Origin of the sequence: Streptomyces sp. Root1310, from assembly GCF_001426425.1 — a bacterium.
Taxonomy (GTDB): Bacteria; Actinomycetota; Actinomycetes; order Streptomycetales; family Streptomycetaceae; genus Streptomyces.
On sequence record NZ_LMEQ01000031.1, the window covers coordinates 400,962 to 420,485 of the forward strand.

A 19,524-nucleotide genomic window follows, 5' to 3' on the forward strand; every position below is an offset into this window, starting at 1 on the left:
GGAGGTGGACCACCACCGGGCTCGGGCCCCCGGCCCGCCGAGCGGTAGGGCGACGGCTTCGGCGGCCGGCGGCCGCCCGACAGCCGGTGCGGCCGCGGGCTCGGACCCCGGCCCGAGCAGCGCGGCACGGTTGCGGCGGAATGCGGCGGCCCGACATCCGGTGCGGCCACGCGCGCGCCCGCTGCAGGGGCGGCCGGCCGAGAGAACCCAGAGGGCCGAGAGGGCCGAGAGGGCCGAGAGGGCCGACCCGCTCAGGCCCCGGACCGGACACGCGGAGGGGGCTGACACCGGCCCCTGCCCCTGCCCCTGCCCCTGCCCGCCGAGCGTTACGGCGACGACGTCGGCCGGATGCGGCCTGCCGTCGGCCGGTGCGGCCAGGAGCGCCCGGCAGGTGAGGCGGCGGGCCGAGAGGGCCGGACCCGCTCAGGTCCCGGACGGGACGCGGGACGCGCCGCGCAGAGGGACCGCGAGCTCGAGGAGGGCCCTCTCCAGGGCGTGCAGGTGGGCCAGCACCGGCTCCGGCCCGGGGCCGCCGAGCGGTACGGCGTCGGCCTCGGCGGGGTGCGGCCGTCCGTCGGCCGGCGCCGTGGTGAGCGCCTCGACCGCGGACTCCACGCGCCAGCAGGCGGCGACGAGGCGGGCGTCGTGCGAGGCCTCGGGGTCCGCGGCGACCGAGGCCAGCCCGCGCACCTCGCGGGCACAGTCGTCGAGCAGTTCCAGCACGTGCCGGGCCCGGCCCTTGCGCGCCCGCAGGGGGCTGAGCGGATGCACCAGCGGCGCCAGCGACAGCCGGACCCGGGCGAGGATCTGCTCCAGTTCGACCACCCGCCGGGCCGGGTCCGCCGTGTCGGAACCTGCGAGCCGCGCGGCGGCCTCGGCGGTGCACAGGTGCACACAGCGCAGCGCGCGCTCCACCCAGGCGTCGGTGACGGAGTGCGTGGTCACCGGTAGCACCAGCAGCACCGCCAGTACCGCCCCCAGCGCCCCTACGGCCGTCTCGGTCACCCGCAGGGCGAGCAGCGCCGGGTCGAGCAGGCCGAGCAGTCCGTACAGCGCGCTCGCCATGACGGTGACGGCGAGCATCATCCAGGTGTACGACACGGCGGCCGAGTAGAAGATCCCGAAGACGCCGACCGCGACGACCACGGCGGTCGCCACCGGATCGCCGTGCAGGGGCAGGGCCACGAGCAGGCCCAGCGCGATCCCGAGGACGGTCCCGAGGAACCGCCGGAACCCGCGTACGAGGGTCTCGCCGCGCGAGGTGGTGTTCACGAACACCCACCAGGTGGCGCCCACGGCCCAGTACCACCGCTGGTCCGACAGGGCCTGCCCGACGACGAGGGCGACGGCGGCGCCCACGGTCGCCTGCGTCGCCTGCCGCGTGGTGATCCGCGCCAGGCCGGTCCCGCCGGTCGGCGGGGCGACGGCCGCCGGCACCGGGAGCCGTCGTTCGTAGGGCCACACCCCGAACCGCACCGCGGACGACGCGGCGATCGACAGCAGGACGGCCGCGCACAGCTCGGGCAGCTGACCGGGGACGGTGTGCAGGAACTGGGCGGCGAAGAAGGTCATGAACGCGAACACCCCGAGCGCGTGCCCGCGCGGCCCCCAGCGCCGTGCGTACACCCCGGCGCCGACCACGGCGAGGAAGGCCGCGTCGCGGGCGACGGGCACCTCGTGCAGGACGGCCGCGAGCGCCAGCACCGGCAGCCCGACGACCGGGAGCAGGCCGGTGGTCACGGCCTGTCCGCGCACCGTCGGGTCCGTCACCGTGAACAGCGCGAGCAGCGCGGCCAGGCCACCGGTGATGGCCGCCACCAGCGAAAGCCCGGCCGGCCCGCACAGCGCGACGGCCAGCCCGATGCCGAGCACGGCCCGGGAGGCGAACCTGAGTCGCACCCGTCCGGGATCCGGTGCCACGAACGCCCTCTTCAGCAAGCTGCCCCGCCCTTTCCCCACCCTGATGTACCGCGACATGAGAAAGGCGCCGCGGGGATCCGCAGCGCCATCGACTCCCCCATTTGAGCATCCGGAGGGCTGGTGGTTCAACAGGGTCCGGCTCGACTGGGCCATTGGCTCATCGGGGGCAGGAACCCCCGGGCCATCAGCCTGCCAACGGCACACTTCCGCGGACGGCCTCGGCGGCGGCGCCCGCACGGCCGGTGGCCCGGACCCCGGCCGTATCGCCGGGCCATTGGTACAGTCGGCGCCGATCACGAACGTGCGAGGAGGCCCGCCGGATGGCCGTGGACGAACTGGACACCCGGATCCTGCGCCTGTTGCTCGAACAGCCGCGGACGAGCGTGCGGGAGTACGCCCGGCTCCTCGGCGTCGCGCGCGGGACCCTGCAGGCCCGCCTCGACCGGCTGGAGCGGGACGGCGTGATCACCGGCTCGGCGCCGTCACTGTCCCCCGCCGCGCTGGGCCACCCGGTGCTCGCGTTCGTGCACATCGAGGTGACCCAGGGGCACCTCGACGACGTGGGCGACGCGCTGGCCGCCGTACCGGAGATCGTCGAGGCGTTCTCCATCACCGGCGGCGGCGATCTCATCACCCGGGTCGTGGCGCGCGACAACGCGCACCTGGAGGACGTGATCCAGAAGCTGATCAGCCTGCCCGGCGTGGTCCGTACCCGCAGCGAGGTCGCGCTGCGCGAGCGTGTGCCGCACCGGCTGCTGCCGCTGGTGGAGTCGATCGGGCGCGCGGCCTCGAAGTAGCGTCCGCCCTCGCAATTTTCGGTCCCGTCAGGATCGTTGACGCTCCCCGTCACCCTCGGGCGTCAGGTCGACCGTCCGCACATCGTTCGCGATGAGGCCCGCTACGGCCGGCGGCGGGGCTTGCCGCCGCCGGTGGCGCGCCGACCGCCGCCGCCCTTCGCCGCACCGCCCTTGGCGCCACCGCCCTTGGCTCCACCGCTGCGGCCGCGGGCGGCTCCGGCGGCGCTCTTGCCCGCACCGCCGCCCGTCTGCGGCTTTCGACGCTCGCGCTCGCCCTTGCGCTCCGCCGGAGCCTGCGGGGCGCGGCCGCGCGTGCTGTTGACGGTGCGGCCGCGGACGATGCCGATGAAGTCCTCGACCAGCTCGGTGGTCGCGTCCTCGGGCCAGGCGAGGGCGATGTCCGACCGGGGGGCGTCGACGACCGTCCGGTAGGTGAGGTCCTTGCGGTGGTGCAGGCGGGCCAGCGACTGGGGCACGACCAGCACGCCGATGTTCGCCGCGACCAGCTCGATCGCGTCCTCGGTGGTCGCCGGACGCTCGTAGGCGGCCTCGCCGGGCAGCTGCTCCCAGCCGAGGACGTCGTCCAGCGGGTGGAGGACCACCTCGTCGGCGAGGTCGGCCACCGTGACCTCCTCGGCCGCGGTGATCACATGGTCCCGGGGCACCACGACGACGGTGGTCTCCGTGTACAGGGGAATCGCGCTGAACACCGTACGGTCGACCGGAAGCCGCACGAAGGCGGCGTCCGCGGCGCCCTCGCGCAAGACGTCGGAGGCCTCCGCGGGGGTCACCTGGAGGAGGCCGAGGGGGGTGTCGGGCAGGCGCTCCGCCCAGATCCGCACCCACTTGGCGGGCGTCACTCCGGGGACGTACGCGAGCCGGAACGAGGGGGAGTCCGCCGAGTCGGTCATCCCGCCAGGCTACCGGCTGTGGTCGGAGGCCTTCGCCGCGGCCGATACGCTGGACGGTATGAAGTCGCAGCAGAACACCCAGACGATGAAGCCCGCCACCGCGGCGAAGAAGCTGGGTGTGCACCTCCCCGCCACGCCCGTCGAGTTCCAGGAGGGCGTCGTCTCGCGCGCCGAGCTGAACGAACTCCAGGCGAACCCGCCCGAGTGGCTGCTCAAGCTGCGCGAGAACGGCCCGCACCCCCGTCCGGTGGTCGCGGCCAAGCTGGGCGTCTCCATCGCCGGACTGGCCCGCGCCGGGGTGACCGAGGCGCTCACCACCGAGCAGATCGAGGCCGTCAAGGACGCCGCACCGGAGTGGCTGGAGAAGGAGCGCGCCACGCAGGCCGAGGTCCGCAGGGAGACCGTCCGGATCAAGAAGCGCAACGCGGAGCGATCCGAGTCCTGACCCCGGTCAGCGGCGCGGCACGAGCATGCTGAGGGCGTTGGCACAGACGACGGCGGCGATCGCCGACCAGTCGACGAGGCCGAGGTCCTGCCCCAGCCCGAACCGGCCGACCAGCGCGGCGAGCACCGGGTTGACGCTCATGAACAGGCCGAACGCTGCGGCGGGCACGTGCCGCAGCGTGAACAGATCGGCGAGGTAGGGCACCGCGGAGGAGAGGACCCCGGCGGCCACGGCGAAGCCGACGGACTGCGCGGTCGGCGGATGGCGCAGGACCAGGACCACGCCGACCGGCAGGAACAGCACGGCGGAGACGGCCGCGGCGGCCGCCGCGCCCTGGGCGCCGGGGACCCGTCGTCCGACCGTGCCGTTGAGCAGGATGTACGACGCCCAGCAGGCGGCGGCCAGCAGTGCGAGCCCCATCCCCGGATAGTCCGTGGACGGCTGCGGCCGCATCAGGACGACCGCGCCCGCCGCCGCGATCACCGCACAGCAGGCGTCCACCCGGCGGCGTGCGGCGACCAGCGCGATGGTCAGCGGCCCGAGGAACTCCAGGGTCACCGCGAGACCGAGGCCGATGCGGTCGATGGCCGTGTAGAGCGACAGGTTCATCGTCCCGAACACCAGCGCCAGCGACAGGACCGGTCCCCACTGCCGCCGGGTGAAGGAGCGCAGCCGGGGGCGGCCCACGGCCAGCAGGACGAGCGCGGCCACGTACTGGCGCACCGCGACGACCCCCGTGGGACCGAGCACGGGAAACGCGAGGGAACCGATCGCGGCACCGGTCTGGTTGGACAGACCGCTGCCGACCATGGTGGCCAGCCCGGCGAGCCGCCGCCCGCCACGGGACGCGGGTGCGGAAACGGGAACCGCCGTGGGGACGGTCGACGGGGGCGCGGGCACGGACGCGGCGGGCATAACCCGGATGGTCCTCCCGGTCCGGCCTTGCGCAAAATGCATGACGCGAACCATCTATACGATGCGGTCATGGATATCAGCGGTCGAGGACCGGGCGTGGAGCTTCGGCAGCTGCGGTGCCTGGTGGCGATCATCGACGAGGGCGGCTTCACCGATGCCGCCGCCGTGCTCGGGGTTTCCCAGGCGGCGGTGTCCCGGACCCTGGCCTCGCTCGAACAGGCTCTGGGCGTAAGGCTGTTGAGGCGTACCTCCCGGGTGGTGACGCCGACCGCGACCGGGCTGCGGGTGGCGGCGCACGCGCGACGGGTGCTCGGCGAGGTGGACGCCCTGGTCCAGGACGCGGCCTCCGGACACACCCGGTTGCGCATCGGCTACGCCTGGTCGGCGCTCGGCCGCCACACCCTCGCGTTCCAGCGTCAGTGGACGGCGCAGCACCCCGGGACGGAGCTCCAGCTGGTGCGCGTCAACTCCGCGAGCGCCGGTCTGGCGGAAGGCGCCTGCGACATGGCGGTGGTGCGCCGGCCCCTGGAGGACAGTCGGTTCGACGCGGCGATCGTCGGCCTGGAACGGCGGCTGTGCGCGCTGGCCGCCGACGATCCGCTGGCCCGCCGCCGCTCGGTACGGCTGGCCGATCTCGGCGGCCGGACCCTCCTGGTCGACCGCCGCACCGGCACCACCACCCCCGAACTGTGGCCGCCCGACGCGCGCCCCGCCACGGAGGAGACCCACGACGTCGACGACTGGCTGACGGTGATCGCCACCGGCCGCAGCGTCGGGATGACCGCCGAGGCGACCGCCAACCAGTACCCGCGGCCCGGCGTCGTCTACCGGCCGGTGCGCGACGCCGAGCCCGTCGCCGTCCGGCTGGTGTGGTGGCGCGACGACCCGCACCCCGCGACGCAGGCCGTGATCGAGCTGCTCACCACGCTCTACCGCGCACAGTGAATCCCCGGAGTCGCCCGCGGCCCGTCGCCTTGACTACGATCTGGGCAGGTCCACCGACGTGGGTGTTTTCGAGGTTGCTGGGGGTTGGGATGGTTGCTGGTCGTGTGGTGCGCTTCGACAGTCAGCGGGGCTACGGCTTCATCGCGCCCGACGACGGCGGGGAGGATGTCTTCCTGCACGTCAACGACATGCTGATGCCCGAGTCCCAGGTGCGCCGGGGCATCGTGGTGGAGTTCGAGATCGAGGAGGGCGAACGCGGCCCGAAGGCGTCGGACGTACGGCTCGCGCGGGGTGCGGACGGCAAGCCCCTGGCCGCCGACGACGACGTCCTGTGCGATGTGCTGAGCACCGAGGAGTTCACCCGGGACGTCACCGAGGCGCTGCTGACGGCGGCGCCCTCGCTCACCGGTGAGCAGATCGTCCAGGTGCGGGCCGGCCTGGCGCAGTTCGCGAAGAACCACGGCTGGGTCGAGGGCTGACGCCTGCGTCCCGCCCAGGGCGCGCGATGTCCCGGGCGAGGCCCCGCACAATGCGCTGACCTGGGGTCTCGTCCTGCCGGACCCCGCCCTGACGCCTGCTCCTGCACCTTCCGAATCCCGTTGTCAGTGGCCTGTTCTACTCTTCCCGTCACTTGATCACTGCGGGTGCGGGAGGCACACATGGGGTGGGTGTCGGCCGGCGACTACGAAGTCGCCCTCGATGACGGCAAGGTGGTGTGCCGCAACGCGGCCGGGCGGCGGTTGAAGTCCGTGCCGCCCAAGATCGCCGACGAGCCGGCGGTGGTGGGCCTGCGTCAGCTCACCGAGTGGCTGGAACGGCACGAACGCCAGTGCCTGGCCGACGTGGAGCGATGGATGGTGCGCTCGCTGCCGGTGCCGTTCGCCGTCGTCGCCCGGGTGTGGCCCGATCCCGCCTGGCAGGCCGCCCTGCGCGACCTCGTCGTCACCGGGGCCGACGGCGAGGTGGCCGGGTTCCTGCGGGACGCCGACGCCGAGCGCGGACTCGGCCTGGTCGACCTCGACGGCGACACCGTCCGCATCACGCCCGAACTCGTCCACCTCCCGCACCCCGTGCTCCTCGACGACCTCGAGGAACTTCGGGAGTTCGCCGTCGAGCTCGGCGTCGAACAGCGCGCCCAGCAGTTGTTCCGCGAGGTGTGGCCGCGTCCCGCGACGCTCGACGCGGAGGGCACCGCGGTCGAGGAGTACGCGGGCGGCTCGTTCAAGGAACAGCGGTTCCTGCACGGCCGGGTCACCCAGCTCGGCTACCGGGTGCGCGGCGGCCACGCCGTCACCTCCGTCCTCGAGGCGAACCGCACCGTCGAGGCCCGGGTGTGGGTCGGCGACTACGAGGGCTACGAGGAGGCGGAGACCGGACCTCTGGTGTTCACCGACTCCGCCGGCCGGGTGCTGAAGCTCGGTCTGATCGGGCCGGTGGCCTGGTCCGAGGGCATGCGCATGGCGGCCGCGCTGTACGCCGGGCGGGACATCGAGGACGAGGAGCGGGCGGCATGACGACCTACGACGAGACCACCGCCGGCGCACTGCTCGACGCGGGCGCCGTGCTGCCCCCGCGGAGCACCGCCCGCGAGGACGCCGACACGCTCACCGTCCGCACGTACACCCACCCCGCGCTGGACGACCGGCAGATCGTGCGGCTCGTGCCGGGCACCCTGGGCGAGGCCGAGGACCTGGCGCTGGACTTCCTCGGGCTGGCCCGCGACCCGGAGACCCCCGAGGTCGGTCAGGTGCGCCGGGAGACCCTCGGCTTCCCCGCCTGGGCGCTGGTCAACGACCCGGCGAACGGCCACCACGCGCTGGCGCTGGTCAAGGACGTCGAGCGGCTCGCGCGGCAGGCCAAGTCCCGCCCCGGCAACGCCAAGGACGGCTTCGAGGCGCTCGGCACCCGGCTCGGCCGGGCGGTGCCGCACTTCCTGCCCACCTTCTACGAGCAGGCCGCCCGCGTCTTCCTCCAGCACGAGAACACGACGTACGCCTCCGCCTTCTTCGGCAAGGCCCGGGAAGCCGAGCGGGTGCACGCGCTGAAGGTGGACGAGGAGCGGCAGCGGGCCGTGTTCCTGGAGTTCGCGTTCGCCGGGGCGCTCACCGTCAAGGCGCTCAAGGAGCACGTCAAGGCTCTCGCGGCGCGGCTGCACGCGGCCGAGGCCTGGGCGCAGTTCCGGCAGTTGACCGTGGAGCGCTGCGCGGCGGGGATGCCGCCGTACGCGTCCCTGCCGCAGGACGCGCGCGGGCTGATCAAGGCCGCCGGTCTCGACCGGGTCACCGCGGAATGCGACCTGGTCGCCGACCTGCTCGCCTCCCCCGCCGCGGTGCGGGCTCCCGCCTCCTTCTGGAACGCCTACCGGGCGACGCTCGCCGTCCTCGCCGAGCGGCGACCGGAGGTGCGTGAGCGACTGCTGGAGATCATGCCGGCCGGCCTGGGCCGTTCCGTCGAGGACGACGAGTTCTGGCTGGCGCTGCTCACGGAGTGCGGGGCCGATCTGCTCCTCACCGGTGAGACGGCGTCCGACGTGGACCCGGCGGACTGGCTGGGCCGGTGGGCCCTGCACCGCAAGCACGGCGGCAATGTCAGCGGGCGTTCCCCGGCCACCCTCGCCCTGGTGGAGCGGATGGGGCCCCGGCTGCGTGAACTGGGCCGTCCGGTCGACCTGTGCTCGGGCCGCTGGCACGCCGGAGCCGATCTCGACCTGCTCGACCTGTGCGCGGCTCAGGGCGTGCCGCTGACGCTGCCGGGCTCGGACCAGGTCGTGTACCTCTCCGTCGACCGCTGGCTGCGCGAGTCGCTCCCCGGCCGGCGCGACCTCACCGCCACCGCGGCGGACCCCCGGCTGCGCCGCCTGCTGTACACCGACATCAGCACCCTCGGCGGCCTGCGCCCCGCGCCTACGGTGCTGGAGAAGCTGGCCGCCCACCCCGTGCTCTCCGAGGTGCTGCGCGAGTGGCTGGACGACGCGGCCGGGGAACTGGCCGCGGCGGTCGGCCTGCCCGCCGCCCGGGCGGCACTGGAACGGCTCCGCCCCTTCCGTACGGTGGCCGCCCGGGTCAGCCCCGCGGCCGTCGCCGTGGTGGCCGCGCACGCGGTCGCGCCGCTGCTCGGGCACACGCTGCGGGCCGGCCTGCTGGACGAGCTGGGCTGGCCCGCGCTCGACGAGGCGCTGCGCCGGCTCGACGCCGAGACCAGGCGCGACCGCGACGACACGCTCGGCGTCAGCGAGGCCTGGCCCGCGCTCATCCTGGCCCGCGCCCACAAGGTGATCGTCGTCGGCCCCGAGGAGATCCTGCTCGAGCACGACCTGCGGCTGCCCGTGAAGCTGGACCGCTGGCAGCGCCCGAGCTACCGCTACACGGACGGCGAACTGCTCGTCATGTGGCGGCAGGACGGCAAGCAGTTCGGCTACTGGTCGGCCCGCCCCGCCGACGTCTTCCCGCTCGGCGGTGAGCAGCTCCCGCACTGGTACGGCGGCAACGACGCGGGCGAACCGTCGATCCCGGTCCCCGGCGGCGGCCGCGCCACCGGCGGGCGCACCCTGCACGCCGGCGACACCGTCGTGCCGCCGAGCCGCCGCATCCTCGGCGACGGCACCTCGTACTGGCGTCAGGGCAGGCAGGGCCGGCAGCAGGTGTGGCTCGAGTACGACCCGGCCACCGGCACCCACGGGCGCGCCTCGCTGCCCGCGTTCCTGTCGTCCGGCATCCGGGAGGACGCGCCCCTGCTGCAGCACCACTGCGAGGTGCTGCCGCTCCAACCCGGCCTGGAGCGGAGCCCGTTCGGCACGGACGGCACCGTGCTCGGCCGCTGGGTGCGGACCGAGGGCGAGGGCACCGAGGCCCGCACCGTCGCCGGTACCCCGGACGGCCGCACCGTCGCCCTGCCGTGGACCGACGGGCGGGCGCCGGGCGTCCTGCTCGGCGCGCTACGGCTGCCGGGCGGGGCCGAGCCGGTGGCCGTGGCCCTGCACCGGCAGATCGCCCTCTACGCGGGCGACGACCCGTCCGCCGCCGGGGAACTGGGCCGGGTGACGCCGATGGAGCGCGGCGGCGAGTTCGCCGCCGGCACCCGGTTCGTTCCGCCGGTCGACTTCTGGCACGCCCTTCGCCCGCGCGACGAGCGCGCGTCGGCCGTGCTGCGTGCCCTCACCGACGAGCAGGCGGCCGAGCTGCTGCGGGCCGCGAAGGAGGCGCTGGCGCAGCGGCAGGCGAAACTGGCGGCGGCCAAGGTGATCGACGGGACGTCGGACAGCGCCGCCGTCGTGCCGCCCGCGGACGAGGTCGTCCAGGAGGTCGTGTCCCGCGCCCTGCCCTCGCTGGGCGGCGGAGGCCTCGTCACGGGTGTCGCCTCACTCGTGCGCGCCGTACTGCGGCTCGCCGAGTCGACCGCCGCGTTCGTGACGCCGCCGGTGGAGCGGCCGAAGGCGGAGCGCCGGCGGGTCGACGGGATGTTCGCCGACCTCAAGCCCGAGCACGGCGACGACGCGACACTGCGCGAGGCCACCACCGGGCTGACCGAGGTGCACGGGTGGTGGGGCAGCGAGGTCCGCTGGAGCACGCTGCGGCAGGTCCGCGCCGTGAACCACGTGCTGTCCGGGAAGCCCGCCGACGGCAGGCCCCTGGCCGAGGCCTCCCGGTCCACCGGAACCAACGACGGATGGCGCAGCGACGAGTTCACCCTGCCGGGCATCGGGCTGCAGTGGACACCGGTGCTCGACATGCTGCGTCCGCTCGCGTACCGCGCGGCCTCCGCCACGGTGACCGAGGCGCACCGCGAAGCGCTGCTGCTGCTGTTCGAGGCGATCACGGACGGTCCGCTGGCCGCTCCCGGGGCCGCCCTGCGCGAGGTCGTGCTGAGCGAGCCGCACGACAAGCAGGAGCGCGTCGGTCAGGTGCTGCGCCGGGACGGCCGTACCGTCGTCGTCCTCGGCTGCCAGAACCTGGACCGGCAGGCGGGGCGGGTGCACTGGCTCGCCCTGGACCACGATCCGGCCGGCTCGTTCGGCGCGATCGCCCACTTCACGCTGGAGCGGGAGACCGCGCACCCGGCGGTGTTCCCCGCGGACGCGCTGAGCGCCGTCACCGGGCTCGTCCGGGACAAGGGCCCGGCGCCCTGGCAGCCGGAGGCGCCCGCCGCTCTCGCCGCCGCGACCCGCGGCGGGCTGGGGGCCATGCAGGCGGCCCTGCTGCTGGCCGCCAAGCCGAAGCAGCTCACCGCCGAGGTGATCGCCGCGACCGGGCTGAAACCGCGGCAGAAGGAGCTGGCCGACGCCCTGCTGTCCTCGGTCGCGAGCGGTGACCGGGCGGCCCTCGTCGGTGCTCTGCTGCCCGCGAACCCCGGTGACCTGTGGACGGCGGGGCCGGACACGGAGGCGGCGGGGCGGGTGTGGGCCGAGCGGCTCGGCGAGGTCGTCCGGCTGCCCGAGGACCTCGCCGGGGAACTCTCCCTGGGCGGCCTGCCCACCGGCTCCGCGGAGGACGTCCTCAACCCGGGCCTGACCCCCTGGATCAGCCGCACCACCGTCCAACGGCCGGACAAGGACGGCAACCTGGTCGCCGAGGACCCGGGGGCGCTGCCCGGCCGGAACCACATCACGGGTGCCGTGACCGCCCTGGCCGGCCTCTCCTACTCCCTGCCGTACGGGCACCCGCTGCGGGCCGTCCTGCCGGAGAGCCTCGCCGCCCTGCGCCGCCGCTTCGCCGACCGGGGGCTGCTGCTCGACCTGGACGTCGCGTGGACGGAGAAGGGCTCCTCGTCCGCCGTCGAGCTGCGCAAGGCGTACGGGCTGCCCGCCACCGGGGGCGCCGACGCCCAGGGTCTGACACCCGTGGGCGAGGCGCTGGTGCTGCGCCCCTGGTACGGCGACCAGGAGACCGTCCTGGTCCGGCCGGGCGCACTCGGCGCTCCGGACGACCCCGTGTTCGGGCTCGTGGACGGGCTGGTCGGGCAGGGGCGGGGCGAGGGCCTGCGCGCCCTGCGGACCCTGCTCGGCGACGAGCTGGCCCGCGCGGTGGCGGCCGGCGTCGATCCCGGGGGCCCCTCCGGGCACCCCCAGGACCCGACCTTCAGCGTGCCCGGTCTGGTCGCCGAGGTCGCCGCCCGGCACGGTCTCGGCGAGGACGCGGCGGCGCTCTACCTCCAGCTGCTGGCGCTCCCGGACCCCACGGACCGCAACTGCGCCCGCTGGACCGGCTGGAAGCCCGCCCGGATGAAGAAGGCCCGCGCCGAACTCGCCGCGAGCGAGCTGGTCGTCGAGGCCAGGCGGGCGCGCGCCGGACGCACCCTGTTCCTGCCGTGCGGCTGGCTGGACCTGACGTCGCCCGCGCTGCCGGTGGAGATCTGGAAGGAGGGCCTCTATCCGGTCCGCGCCTACGGGCGCGTGCTGCCTCTGATGCCCGTGCCCGAACTGTTCACCCGCGCGTGGGAGCGCGTCCGCTCCGGCGACGCCCCGGCCTACGAGCAGCTCACCACCCGCGCCACCCGCAAGGGCCGCCGCCGATGACCACCCTCCCGCCCCCTCTGGAAGAACGCGCGCCGATGACCACCACCGCCTTGTCCCCCGCCTCCGATTCCGACGCCGTCGGCTCCCCCGGCCCGGTTCGCCAGATCGTCCCGCCCGAGGACCGGTACGCCGGCGAGCTGGCCTTCCTGGCCGCGTACGACGACGGGCCGCGCCCGCCCGCCTGGCGGCTCACCCCTCGTGCCGTCGTCACGTTCGTCATGGGCAGCGACGGCCGTGCCCTGAAGCTGCCCGAGGACGCCGAGGCGCCGGACGGGGTGCCGCGCCGCCTGGTGGTGGAGGGCAAGTTCGTCGGCGACCGCGCGCTGGTGGAGCGGTGCGTTGTCACCCTCGCCGGAGAGCGCGGGCTGCTGCTCGTCGGCGAGCCCGGTACCGCGAAGTCGATGCTGTCCGAGCTGCTGTCCACCGCCGTGTGCGGCACCAGCGGGCTGGTCGTCCAGGGCACCGCGGGCACGACGGAGGACCAGCTCAAGTACGGCTGGAACTACGCCCTGTTGCTGGCGCAGGGGCCGAGCCGGCAGGCACTGGTGCCCTCGCCGGTACTGACCGCCATGTCGCGGGGCGCCATCGCCCGGGTCGAGGAGGTCACACGCTGTCTGCCCGAGGTGCAGGACGCGCTGGTCTCGCTGCTGTCGGAGCGTCGCATCGCCGTGCCCGAACTCTCGGGCTCGGACGACGCGTTGGCGCATGCCGCGCCCGGCTTCAACCTCATCGCCACGGCCAACCTGCGGGACAAGGGCGTCTCGGAGATGTCCGCGGCGCTCAAGCGCCGCTTCAACTTCGAGACGGTGGGGCCGATTCCGGACCTCGACGCGGAGACCGCCCTGGTACGCAGCCAGGCACGGGCGTCCGTGGAGCGGGCCGGCGCGCCCTTCCAGGTGGACGACGCCGTGCTGGAGGCGCTGGTCACCGCCTTCCGCGATCTGCGTGAGGGCCGCTCGGCGGAGGGCTGGGAGGTGGAGCGGCCGTCCACGGTGATGAGCACGGCGGAGGCGGTGTCCGTCGCGGGTGCGCTGGCGCTCGCGGCGGCGTACTTCCCGGGCGACCGTGATGTGCTCGGACTGCTGCCGGGCCATCTGCTGGGCGTGGTCCGCAAGGACGACCCGGCCGACGCGGCCCGGCTGCGCGGCTACTGGGACGGACCCGTCCGCCGCCGTGCCGAACAGGGTTCCGCCACCTGGCGCACCCTGTGGGACCTGCGCACGGTCCTGGAGGGCTGACGGCCGTGTCCCTGCACCCCACCACCGCGCCGGACTCCCCGGATTCCCCGGACTCCCCGGACTCCCCGGACTCCCCGGACTCCCCGGACTCCCCGGAGGAGGCTCTCGCCGCCCTCACCGACCCGGGAGCGCCCTACCTCATCGGGGTACGGCACCACGCGCCCTCGCTGGCCGCCGCGATGCCCGCACTGCTGGACGAGGCGAAGCCCGACGTGCTGCTCGTCGAGCTGCCGGCCGAGATGCAGGAGTGGCTGCCCTGGCTCGGGCACGAGGAGACCAGGGCCCCGGTGGCGCTCGCCGCGGCGCCGGGTGACGGCGGGAGCGGCGGGGGCCCGGCGTTCTATCCGTTCGCCGACTTCTCGCCCGAGCTGGCCGCCGTGCGCTGGGCCGCCCGGCACGGCGTCCCGGTGGTCGCCTGCGACCTGCCCCTCGCGGACCGGGCGTGGGGCGAGGGGCGCGGCGGTACCTCGCAGGCCGAGGCGCCCGGCCTCGCCGGCGCGCTGCGGGCCCGGCTGACGGGCCGCCCCGGGGACGACCTGTGGGACCGGCTCGTCGAGGCCACCGCCCCGGGTTCGCCGCCCGAGGCGCTGCGCCGGGCGGCCCTGCTGACGGGGTGGGCGCTGCGCCGGGACGCGGTCGCCTCCGGCGGGGTGCCCGAGCTGGACCTGCGGCGTGAGCGGTGGATGCGGTCCCGGATCTCCGAGGCCACCGCGCGGGGCGAGCGGGCCGCCGTGCTCGTCGGCGCCTTCCACGCACCGGCGCTGACCGGGTCGGCCCTCGCCGGACGCGGCGACGGCGCCACCCCCACCGCCGTCGGCGACCGTGGCGGAAGCGCAGCCTCGGGCGCCGGCGACGGGGCCGGAGTCACGGCCCCGGCCGGCGGCCGACCGGGCGACAGCGCCGCCGCGGGAACCGGCGAACAAGCGGGAGCCGCCACCGTCCCGGCCACCGGCCGACCGGGCGACAGCGCCGTCCCGGCCACCGGCGAACAGGCCGGGGCCACCAGCCCGGCCACCGGCAAGCGCGGCGCACATGCCGTCCCGGGGGCAGGCGGGCCGAAGGAAGGGGACGCGGGCGGTCGGACCGGGTGGATCACCTCGTTGATTCCCTACGCCTACGCCCTGCTGGACGAGCGGTCCGGTTATCCGGCCGGTATCCGGGACCCGGAGTGGCAGGACATGGTGCTGCGGGCCGCGGGCGATCCGCAGGCGTTGGAGGAGGCGCTGACCGGCGCGGCCGTGCGGGTCTGTGCGGCCCTGCGGGACCTCGGGCATCCGTCCGGGCCCGCCGACGCGCGCGAGATCACCCGGCTGGCCTCGGATCTGGCCCGGCTGCGCGGGCTGCCCGCGGCGGGCCGGGGAGAGTTGGTCGAGGCCGTGCAGACGGTCCTCGCGCAGGGTGAGCCGTACGGGCGCGGGCGGGCCGTGGCGCGGGCGATGGAGCGGGTGCTGGTCGGCACCCGCACCGGCCGGCCCGCGCCGGACGCGCCGCGCAGCGGTCTCGTCCCGGCGGTCGAGGCCGAGGTGGCGGGGCTGGGCCTGCCCGGACCGGAGAACGCCTCCGGCCCGGCGCGGGATCTGCGGCTCGATCCGCTGCGGTCGGACCTCGACCGGCGCCGTGAACTGCTGCTCCGACGGCTGACGGTGTGCGGTGTGCCCTACGGCGAGGCGAGGGAGGTGGTCGGCGCGGGCGGCGCCGAAGCCCTCACCTCGCGCTGGGAGGTGCGCTGGACGCCGGCGACGGCGGCCATGCTGACCGCAGCCGGGGTGCGCGGGGTCACCGCGGCGCAGGCCGCCGAGGGGGTGCTGCGGGAGCGTCGCCGCGCGGAGCGGGACGCGGGCGGGTCGACGGCCGCGCAGGTGCTCCAGGGCCTCGCGGAAGCCGCGGAGTGCGGCCTGCCGACGCTGGCGGACGAGCGTCTCGACGATGTCGCCGAGGTGCTGCCCCTGGCCGGTACGCTGCCCGAACTCCTGGCCGGGCTCGCCCTGTCGGACCGGCTGCGGTCCGGGCATGTGCCGGGACTCGGCTCCGACGGTGAGCGTACGGCGCGGGCCGCCGCCGTGGCCGAGCAGCTCACCGCCGCGGCGGTACGGCAGGTGGACGGACTGACCGGTTCCGAGGACCCGGCCGACGCCCACGCCCTGGTCGAACTCGCCCACCGGGCCGATCTGTTGGGCGGCATCCGGCTCACCGACGCCCTGGCCCGGCTGGCCGCCGACAGTTCCCCGCTGATGCGCGGTGCCGCCGGAGCGGTCCGGGTGCTCCTCGGGCAGGAGAGCGCCCGGGCCTTCGGCGACCGGGTCGCGTCCTGGGTGGACGGCGCCGTCGACGCCGACTCACGGTCGGCGCTGACGGCCCGGCTCAGCGGGCTGCTGGCCGCGGCCGGCCCCTTGCTGGAAGCGGCGGCGCCCGCCCTGGAACCACTGCTGGGCCGGGTGTCGGAGTTGCCGGACCGGGACTTCCTCGACCGGCTGCCCGCGCTGCGGGGCGGCTTCGAAACCCTGAGCCCCGCGGCCCGCGACCGTCTCCTCGCCGCCGTCGAGGAACGCCTCGGCGCCGGGCGCGTCGCCGACACCGACGGGCTGGACCCGGCGGCGCTCGCCGTCTGGGCCGGGGCGGACCTCGCGGCCCGCGCCGCACTGCGGTCACTGGGGCTGCTGCCCGCCCCGGGCAGTGACGCACGGGTGCCCGCCGACGACACCGTGTCCGTTACGACCTTGACGACCTCGACCTCGATCACCACCCCGACCGCGGGCGCGGCCTCGGTCACGACCGGGCGCTCGGCCGACAAGGCCGGACCCACCGGGGAGGACGGTCTCGACCGTCGGCTCGCCCCGGCCGACCGGTGGCGGCTCCTCCTGGGCCGTTGCCGTGATCAACTCCCTTCGTCCGCCCGTGCGTTGGCGACGGCTCTGGACGAGCTGTACGGCAGCGGGCGCGGCGAGGGCAGCCGCGGGGACCTGACGGGCCCGGGGTCCGGCGGTGGCCGGGACGCGCCGTATCCCGGGGTGCGGGAGTGGTCGCAGGAGCTGGCCGCGCTGTTCGGGCCGGGCATCCGGGAGGAGGTGCTGGCGGCGGCCGCCGCGTCGGGCCGCAGGGACGTGCTCACGGAGCTGGACGCGGACAGCGTGCGCCCCTCCGTCGATCTGCTGCGCACCGTGCTGCGGCACGCGGGCGGGCTGCCCGAGGCCCGGCTGGCGGCGCTGCGTCCGCTGGTACGGCGGCTCGTCGAGGCGCTGACCCGGCAACTGGCCACCCGGCTGCGCCCCGCGCTGCACGGCACGGCGCTGCCGCGCCCCAGCCGGCGTCCGGGCGGCGGCCTCGACCTCCCGCGCACGCTGCGCGCCAACCTGGCGACCGCGCGGCGCGGCCCGGACGGCACGGTCCGGGTCGTCCCGGAGCATCCGGTGTTCCGTGCCCGGGCGCGGCGGGCCGCCGACTGGCGGCTGATCCTGGTCACCGACGTGTCGGGGTCCATGGAGGCGTCCACGGTGTGGGCGGCGCTGACGGCGTCGGTGCTCGCCGGGGTGCCGACGCTGTCCACGCACTTCCTGGCCTTCTCCACGGAGGTCATGGACCTCACCGGCCATGTCGAGGACCCGCTGTCGCTGTTGCTGGAGGTCAGCGTGGGCGGCGGCACCCACATCGCGGCGGGGCTGCGGCACGCCCGCGAGCTGGTCACCGTGCCGTCGCGGACGCTGGTCGTGGTCGTCAGCGACTTCGAGGAGGGCTATCCGCTCGGCGGGCTGCTCGCCGAGGTGCGTGCGCTGGTCGGTGCGGGCTGCCACGTGCTGGGCTGCGCGAGCCTCGACGACACGGGCCGACCGCGCTATTCCACGGGCGTCGCGGGGCAGCTCGTCGCCGCGGGCATGCCCGTCGCCGCTCTCAGTCCGCTCGAACTCGCCCGCTGGGTAGGGGAGAAGATCGCATGAGCCAGGACCTGCTGCCGCCGGTGGCGCCGTCCGTCACCGCCGACCTCGTCGAGGCGCTCTCGCCCCGGCTGCGCAAGCGGCTGGACGCGGGCATCGCCAAGCTGGCGGCGCGTCCGGTCGTCCGCGAGGGCGACACCGTGCGGATCGCCGTCGACGACGACACCGACCTCGAACTGCACGCGCCCGCGGGCACGGTGACCAGCGCGGACGCGATCCGCTGCGGCTGTCTGCTCGCCCCCGACTGTCTGCACCGGGCGGCGGCGGCCTCGGCCGCTCCGGTGGCCGAGGACACTCCCGACAGTGCGCCCGCACAGCCGACGACCGGCGAGGCATCGCCCGCGGCCGACGGAGCGCCGCCGTCGGGCGACGAGACCGTCGCCCCGGCCCAACTCGCCGCCGCGCGGGCCGTGTACGAGGCGGCGGCCGCCGTGCTGGAAGCCGGTGCGGACGGCTCCGGCGCCGTGCTCCAGGCCGAGCTGCTGCGTGCCGCGCACACCGCGCGGCTCGCGGGTCTCCCCCGGGTCGCCGCCGCCGCGGTCTCCGTGGTCAACGGGGTGCGCGCGGCCCGTTCCGCCGACCCCGCGTACCGACTGCCCGACCTCGCGGACGCGCTGCGCACCGTCCTCGGCATGGCGCACCGCCTGCCGTTCGCGACCGGCCGGGACCTGGCCGAACTGCGTGGCGGCGTACGTCAGCCGTACACCCCGGACGGCTCGCTGCGGCTGTACGGTCTCTTCTCGGAGCCCGTCCTGACCACGACCGGATACGCGGGCGCCGTGACCTGGACCGCCGACGCGGGGGGCCGCCTCTACACGGTCTCCGACGTGGCTCCCGGCGGGCCAGGCCGGGCGACCGGGGCGGCCGACCGTGCCGTCCGGATCGGCGACACCTCCCTGACCCACCGTGAACTGTCGCGCGCGGGCCTCGCGGTGTCCGGCGCGACCGTCTCCCCGACCGGCCGGCTCGGCGCCGGAGCCGGGGTGCGGGCGGTGCGCGCGTCGGGGGCCGCCTGGAGCGCCGAACCGCTCGACCGGCTGTGGACGGTGCCGGTCGCCGAGCAGGTCGCCCGCGCCCTGGGCGACGGCGGGCACGGCCTGCTCTTCCTCGACGTCACCCTGGTGGGCACGGTCCGGGAGGCGACGGGGGACCGTCTGCTGGCCGACTGCGAAGGCCGCACCGTCCGGCTCGCCGTCGCCCACGACGATCCCGCGCTCCCCTACCGCGACAACCTCCGCCTCCTGGCCGCAGCCCGGGGCAGTCGGCTGCGGGTCGTCGCGCGGCTCGCGCCGGGGCCGCTCCCGTGTGCCCTGCTGCTCGCCGCCGAGCACCCGGCGCGGGCCGACGAGCGGGTGGATCTCGGCCTGGACCGTCTCCAGCACGCGGACCTGCCCACGGCGACGGTACCGGCCGTGCCCGCCCCCGCTCCCCCGGTGGACGAGGCGCCGTTGCACCTCCTGCGCCGCCGGGTGCACCAGGCCGTGTCCGGGGGCCGCCGGGTGCTGGGCTTCCCGGACAGCGGGACGGGGGACGAGGGACGGCTGCGCCGCGTCGGTCTCGCCACCGCGGGCGAGCTGCTCGGCGAACTCCGGTCGGCCGCGGCGGACCGGTCCCGCGACGCCTTCGGCAGGCTGCTCCCGGCGGACCCGGGCCGTTTCGCCCGCGCCTGGCTGGCCGCGGCCGTCTACATCGGCGAGGTCGAGCGAGCGCTGTGCGCTGCGGCCTGGGGAGCGGATGCGGAGACGGGTGCGGAGACGGGTGCGGAGGCGGGTGCGGAGAGGGGTATGGGGAGGGGCACGGAGGCGGGTACGGAGGTCGTGGCGACATCGCGGTGAATCCGGCGCCATTAGGACAGGATCTGACCTCTATCGCTTCTAACGTGGTGCTCGCACACGGAAGAGGACTCACGGAAG

12 protein-coding genes are annotated in these 19,524 nt (G+C 75.7%); 9 read left to right on the forward strand and 3 right to left on the reverse strand.

All coding sequences use genetic code 11. The annotated features are described in order from the left end of the window. Window positions 1-423 precede the first annotated feature (423 nt). Complete coding sequence (locus ASD48_RS32560) at window positions 424-1,938, reverse strand: FUSC family protein (protein WP_057605397.1); 1,515 nt, start codon at window positions 1,936-1,938, stop codon at window positions 424-426. 302 nt (window positions 1,939-2,240) lie between these two features. On the opposite strand from ASD48_RS32560, the gene ASD48_RS32565 reads away from it, so the two are divergent. Next, window positions 2,241-2,717, forward strand: a complete 477-nt coding sequence (locus ASD48_RS32565) for an Lrp/AsnC family transcriptional regulator (protein WP_057605398.1) — start codon at window positions 2,241-2,243, stop codon at window positions 2,715-2,717. Window positions 2,718-2,818: 101 nt separating this feature from the next. Here ASD48_RS32565 and ASD48_RS32570 read toward each other — a convergent pair whose 3' ends face one another. After that, window positions 2,819-3,628: a LysR family substrate-binding domain-containing protein gene (locus ASD48_RS32570; RefSeq protein WP_057605399.1), complete on the reverse strand. Its 810-nt coding sequence runs from the start codon at window positions 3,626-3,628 to the stop codon at window positions 2,819-2,821. Window positions 3,629-3,686: 58 nt separating this feature from the next. Here ASD48_RS32570 and ASD48_RS32575 point away from each other — a divergent pair, with 58 nt between their 5' ends. After that, window positions 3,687-4,073: a DUF5997 family protein gene (locus ASD48_RS32575; RefSeq protein WP_057605580.1), complete on the forward strand. Its 387-nt coding sequence runs from the start codon at window positions 3,687-3,689 to the stop codon at window positions 4,071-4,073. Window positions 4,074-4,079: 6 nt separating this feature from the next. Here the strand turns inward: ASD48_RS32575 and ASD48_RS32580 are convergent, their stop codons facing one another. Continuing rightward, window positions 4,080-4,883, reverse strand: a complete 804-nt coding sequence (locus ASD48_RS32580) for an EamA family transporter (protein WP_242432810.1) — start codon at window positions 4,881-4,883, stop codon at window positions 4,080-4,082. A gap of 174 nt (window positions 4,884-5,057) precedes the next feature. On the opposite strand from ASD48_RS32580, the gene ASD48_RS32585 reads away from it, so the two are divergent. From ASD48_RS32585 to ASD48_RS32615, 7 genes are all read left to right on the forward strand, one after another. Further along, a complete protein-coding gene (locus ASD48_RS32585; RefSeq protein WP_057605400.1) occupies window positions 5,058-5,933 on the forward strand; it encodes a LysR family transcriptional regulator in 876 nt (291 codons plus the stop codon). A gap of 89 nt (window positions 5,934-6,022) precedes the next feature. Further along, on the forward strand, window positions 6,023-6,412 hold the full coding sequence (locus ASD48_RS32590; RefSeq protein ID WP_057605401.1) for a cold shock domain-containing protein: 390 nt from the start codon (window positions 6,023-6,025) through the stop codon (window positions 6,410-6,412). A 180-nt stretch (window positions 6,413-6,592) separates the two neighbouring features. Then, complete coding sequence (locus ASD48_RS32595; RefSeq protein ID WP_057605402.1) at window positions 6,593-7,447, forward strand: DUF4132 domain-containing protein; 855 nt, start codon at window positions 6,593-6,595, stop codon at window positions 7,445-7,447. Then, complete coding sequence (locus tag ASD48_RS32600) at window positions 7,444-12,444, forward strand: hypothetical protein (RefSeq protein WP_057605403.1); 5,001 nt, start codon at window positions 7,444-7,446, stop codon at window positions 12,442-12,444. The genes ASD48_RS32595 and ASD48_RS32600 overlap by 4 nt, the downstream gene beginning before the upstream one ends. Before the next feature lie 35 nt (window positions 12,445-12,479). Then, entirely contained in the window at window positions 12,480-13,682 is a 1,203-nt protein-coding gene (locus ASD48_RS32605) for an AAA family ATPase (protein ID WP_057605404.1), read from the forward strand. 11 nt (window positions 13,683-13,693) lie between these two features. After that, on the forward strand, window positions 13,694-17,614 hold the full coding sequence (locus ASD48_RS32610; RefSeq protein ID WP_107104468.1) for a DUF5682 family protein: 3,921 nt from the start codon (window positions 13,694-13,696) through the stop codon (window positions 17,612-17,614). Beyond that, a complete protein-coding gene (locus ASD48_RS32615) occupies window positions 17,611-19,446 on the forward strand; it encodes a hypothetical protein (protein WP_057605406.1) in 1,836 nt (611 codons plus the stop codon). The genes ASD48_RS32610 and ASD48_RS32615 overlap by 4 nt, the downstream gene beginning before the upstream one ends. Window positions 19,447-19,524 lie beyond the last annotated feature (78 nt).

Coding starts and splice junctions, on each gene's coding strand:
- ASD48_RS32565 (WP_057605398.1), top strand. CDS start 2,241: ATGGCCGTGGACGAACTGGACACCCGGATCCTGCGCCTGTTGCTCGAA.
- ASD48_RS32575 (WP_057605580.1), top strand. CDS start 3,687: ATGAAGTCGCAGCAGAACACCCAGACGATGAAGCCCGCCACCGCGGCG.
- ASD48_RS32585 (WP_057605400.1), top strand. CDS start 5,058: ATGGATATCAGCGGTCGAGGACCGGGCGTGGAGCTTCGGCAGCTGCGG.
- ASD48_RS32615 (WP_057605406.1), top strand. CDS start 17,611: ATGAGCCAGGACCTGCTGCCGCCGGTGGCGCCGTCCGTCACCGCCGAC.
- ASD48_RS32570 (WP_057605399.1), bottom strand. CDS start 3,628: ATGACCGACTCGGCGGACTCCCCCTCGTTCCGGCTCGCGTACGTCCCC.
- ASD48_RS32595 (WP_057605402.1), top strand. CDS start 6,593: ATGGGGTGGGTGTCGGCCGGCGACTACGAAGTCGCCCTCGATGACGGC.
- ASD48_RS32605 (WP_057605404.1), top strand. CDS start 12,480: ATGACCACCACCGCCTTGTCCCCCGCCTCCGATTCCGACGCCGTCGGC.
- ASD48_RS32590 (WP_057605401.1), top strand. CDS start 6,023: ATGGTTGCTGGTCGTGTGGTGCGCTTCGACAGTCAGCGGGGCTACGGC.
- ASD48_RS32580 (WP_242432810.1), bottom strand. CDS start 4,883: ATGGTCGGCAGCGGTCTGTCCAACCAGACCGGTGCCGCGATCGGTTCC.
- ASD48_RS32600 (WP_057605403.1), top strand. CDS start 7,444: ATGACGACCTACGACGAGACCACCGCCGGCGCACTGCTCGACGCGGGC.